1 protein-coding gene is annotated in these 4,457 nt (G+C 66.9%); it reads left to right on the top strand.

Features of this window, described 5'->3' with window-relative positions:
- A partial coding sequence (locus GIW04_RS28185; protein WP_236479428.1) for a beta strand repeat-containing protein occupies nucleotides 1-4,457 on the top strand: 4,457 nt, incomplete at both ends.

The raw sequence follows: 4,457 nt of genomic DNA, 5'->3' as shown, positions 1-4,457 counted from the left end.
GTTCGTCCCCGATGGCTACAACCTGGCCGGCGGGGCAGCGGGCGCCCTGACCCTGTTCAATGGCGTGGGCGGCAACACCGCCGTACGTGTCGATCCCGGCGTCACCGCCACCCTGGGCGTCGCGCTTAACGGCGGCGGCACTCTGGCCAAGCTCGACACCGGTACCCTGGTGCTTAACGGTGCCAACAGCTACACCGGCGGCACCGCCCTGGATGGCGGCACCCTGGTGGTCGGCAATAACAGTGCCCTGGGCAGCGGCCTCTTGACCACCGCCAACGGCACCACCCTGGACAGCAACACCGCGGTCAGTCTGGCCAATGCGCTCAACGTCAACGGCAGCCTCACCCTCGGCGGCAGCAACGCCCTGACCCTGGCCGGCACCGTGGCGGGCACGGGCAGCCTGATCAAGAATGGCATCGCCAACCTGACCCTCAGTGGCAACAACACCTATGCCGGCCCAACCGCACTCAACGCAGGCGGCCTGATCCTGGCCTCCAACACGGCCCTGGGCAGTGGCGCTCTGAACGCGGCCGCTGGCACCACCCTCGACAGCAGCACGGCGGTCGCCCTGGCCAACACGGTCAATCTGGCCGGCAACCTGGGCATTCTGGGCACCGCCGACCTGAGCCTGAACGGCCTGGTCAGCGGTAGCGGTGGGCTGACCAAAACCGGCGCGGGCAACCTCACGCTCAACGGCGCCAACGCCTACCTGGGCGGCACGCAATTGAATGCCGGCTCCCTGACCCTGGGCAATGCGTCGGCCTTGGGCAGCGGTGCCTTGGCGGTCAATGGGGCAACTACCCTGGACACCAACACGGCGTTGGCCCTGGCCAATAACACCAGCCTGAATGCCGCGCTCACCGTCGGCGGCAGCAACGATCTGAGCCTCAACGGTGTAGTGGACGGCAGTGGTTCGTTGATCAAGGCCGGTGGCGCCAACCTGACGCTCAACGGCGCCAACACCTACAGCGGCGGCACGGCGCTCAGTGCCGGCACGCTGACCCTCGGCAGCACCACAGCCCTGGGCTCGGGCGCGTTGACCGTCGGCGGTACGGCGACCCTGGCCAACAGCACGCCGCTGGTGCTGGCCAATGCGGTCAATCTCAATGGCGACCTCACTATCGCTGGTAGCAACAACCTGACCCTGGCCGGTGTGCTCGCTGGCAATGCGGCGCTGATCAAAAATGGCGCGGCGGACCTGCTGCTGACCGGCAACAACAGCTTCAGCGGCCCGCTGACCGTGGCGGCGGGCAGCGTGACCACGACGGGTAATGGTGCACTGGGCACCACCTCCGGCGTCACTGTCGGCAGCGGCGCCAGCCTCAACCTGGGTGGCAATGCCAACCTCAACAGCCTGGCCGGCGACGGCGTGGTACAGGTGGCTGGCGGCAACACGCTGGCGGTGGGTGGCAGCAACCTGGATAACAGCTTTGGCGGCGCGCTGAACGGTGCCGGCAACCTGGATAAAAACGGCAGCGGGGTGCTCAACCTGAGCGGTACCAACGCCATCAGCGGTGCGGCCAACGTCAACGGCGGTACCTTGAATGTCACCGGTTCCCTGGCCAGCGGCACGGTGGCAGTGAGCAGCGGCGCGACCCTGGCCGGCAGCGGTTCATTGGCCGGCGCGGTGACCGTGGCCGACGGTGGGCACATCGGCCTGGCCTCCGGCAGCACGTTGTCGGTGGGCTCGTTGGTGCTGGGCGGCAACTCGAACCTGGATGTCGGTCTCGGCACCCCAGTGCTGGGTGGCGGCACAGGCCTGCTGAATGTCGGCGGCAATCTGACCCTGGACGGCAACCTCAATGTCACCGATATCGGCGGCTTTGGCAGCGGCGTCTACAACCTCATCAACTACACCGGGGCCTTGACCGATAACGGCCTGGTTCTGGGCACACTGCCAGGCAGCGTGGTGCCGGGCGACCTGCAAGTGCAGACCGCGATCACCAACAAGGTCAACCTGCTGGTGACTGCGCCCAACACCACCGTGCAGTTCTGGGATGGCAACAGCCTGATCGGCAACGGCGCGATTGACGGCGGCAACGGCACCTGGAACGCCGGCAATACCAACTGGACCAATGTCGACGGCACCCTCAACCAGGGCTGGGTCAACAGCTTCGCGGTGTTCCAAGGCGTGGCAGGCAACGTGACGGTGGATGGCACGCAGAACATCACCGGCATGCAGTTCGTCACCGATGGCTACACCCTGGGCTCCGGCACGGCGGGGGTGCTCAACCTGGTCAATGGCGGCACCGGCAACACCGCGGTGCGCGTCGACCCGAACGCTACCGCGACCCTGGGCGTAACCCTCAACGGCGCCGGCACCCTGGCCAAGCTCGACAGCGGCACCCTGGTGCTCAACGGCAGCAATGGCTACACCGGCGGTACCGCGCTCAATGGCGGCACCCTGGTGGTGGGCAATAACAGTGCCCTGGGCACAGGCGTCCTGACGGCGACCGGTGGTACCACCCTGGACAGCAACGCGGCGGTCAGCCTGGCCAATGCGGCCGTGCTCAACGGTGCGTTGACGGTGGGTGGCAGCAACGCGCTGGCCCTCAATGGTGGCGTCAGCGGCAGCGGCAGCCTGGTGAAAAACGGTGCCGCCGCGCTGACGCTTAATGGCGTCAACAGCTACAGCGGCGGCACTGGCCTGAACGCCGGTCAATTGATCCTCGGCAATAATGCTGCCCTGGGCAGTGGAGCATTGACGGTGGGCGGCGCGGCGCAACTGGATGGCAGCACCGACCTGCAACTGACCAATGCCCTCAACCTGGGCGGCCCGCTGACCCTGGCCGGCAGCCACGACCTGGCCCTCAACGGCGTGGTCAGCGGCAGCGGCAGCCTGGTGAAAAATGGCAACGGCGCCTTGTTGCTGACCGCTGCCAACACCTACAGCGGCGGTACCACGCTCAACGGCGGCAGCACCACCGGCAACACCACCAGCCTGCAAGGCGCTATCGCCAACAACGCGGCATTGACCTTTGAGCAAGCCAGCGACGGCACCTACACCGGCAACCTCACCGGTACCGGCGTGTTGAACAAAACCGGCACCGGCGCATTGTTGCTCAGCGGCAACAACACCTTTACCGGCAACACCAACGTCAACACCGGCAGCCTGCTGGTCAACGGCACCTTGAACAGCGCCGCGGTGCAAGTTGCCAGCGGCGCGACCCTCGGCGGCAGCGGTACCCTGGGCGGTGCGGTGAACATGGCTGATGGCTCGGTGCTCCAGGCCGGTGCCGCGACGCCGCTGTCGGTGGGTTCGCTGGCCTTGTCATCGGGCACCACCCTGGACTTCGCCCTCGGTGCGCCGGGTGCCTCCAGTACAGCGGTGAACGTGGCGGGCAACCTGACCCTGGACGGCACCCTCAACGTCAGCGATACCGGCGGCTTCGGCGTCGGCGTGTATCAACTGTTCCGCTACGGCGGCAGCTTGACCGATAACGGCCTCACCTTTGGCACCTTGCCGGTGGCACTGGGTAACCTGAGCCTGCAAACGGCGCTGGCCAACCAGCTCAACCTGGTGGTGCAAACCACCCCAGGGCAGATCCAGTTCTGGAACGGCGGCACCACCAACCCTGATGGCAGCATCAGCGGCGGCAGCGGTACCTGGGGCCCAGGCACCAACTGGACCGACCCCACCGGCACCCAAGGGCAGGCGTCCACCAATCAGTTCGCGGTATTTGGCGGGCAGGGCGGCACCGTGACCGTGGTCGGCAACCAAGGCTTCACTGGCCTGCAAGTGCTGGACGCCGGCTACACGCTGGTCGCCGGCGCAGGCGGCAGCTTGAGCCCGACCAATGCGGCGGATGGCAGCCTGGCGCCGGTGCGGGTCAATTCCGGCGTGACCGCTCAGATTGATGCACCGCTGGTGGGAACCGGCGGCATCAACAAGCTGGATGCGGGCACCTTGCTGCTGACTGGCGCCAATACCTACACCGGCGGCACCACCGTCAGTGGCGGTACGCTGGCGGGCACCACCACCAGCCTGCGTGGCAGGATCCTCAACAACGCGCGGTTGTTGTTCGCCCAACGCACCAATGGCCAGTTCAGCGGTACCTTGAGCGGCACGGGTGCGCTGATCAAGCAAGGCGCAGGCGCGCTGTTGCTGACCGGCAACCAGCCGTTCAGCGGCACCGTGGCAGTGGAAGAGGGCGTGTTGCAAGTGGGTAACGCGGCCAACCCAGGCGCGGTGCTTGGCGGCCAAGTCACTGTGGCCAACGGTGCGGGGCTGACCGGTAACGGCAGTGTCGGTTCGCTGGTCAACAACGGCTCGGTGACGCCCGACGGTGGCAAGCTGACCGTGGCCGGCAACTTCACCAACGCCAGCACCGGTGCGCTGAACCTGGTGATCACCCCATCCACCACCGGCTCCCTGGCCGTGGGCGGCACCGCCAACCTGGGCGGTACCTTGAATGTGGTCAACCTGGCTCCCTATGCCGGCGCCACCACCTACACCC

Source organism: Pseudomonas sp. PA-4-8C (assembly GCF_021606625.1).
Classification (GTDB): Bacteria; Pseudomonadota; Gammaproteobacteria; order Pseudomonadales; family Pseudomonadaceae; genus Aquipseudomonas; species Aquipseudomonas lactis.
Note: the sequence above shows the minus strand (reverse complement) of the source record. Positions and strands in the feature narration are given on the sequence as shown.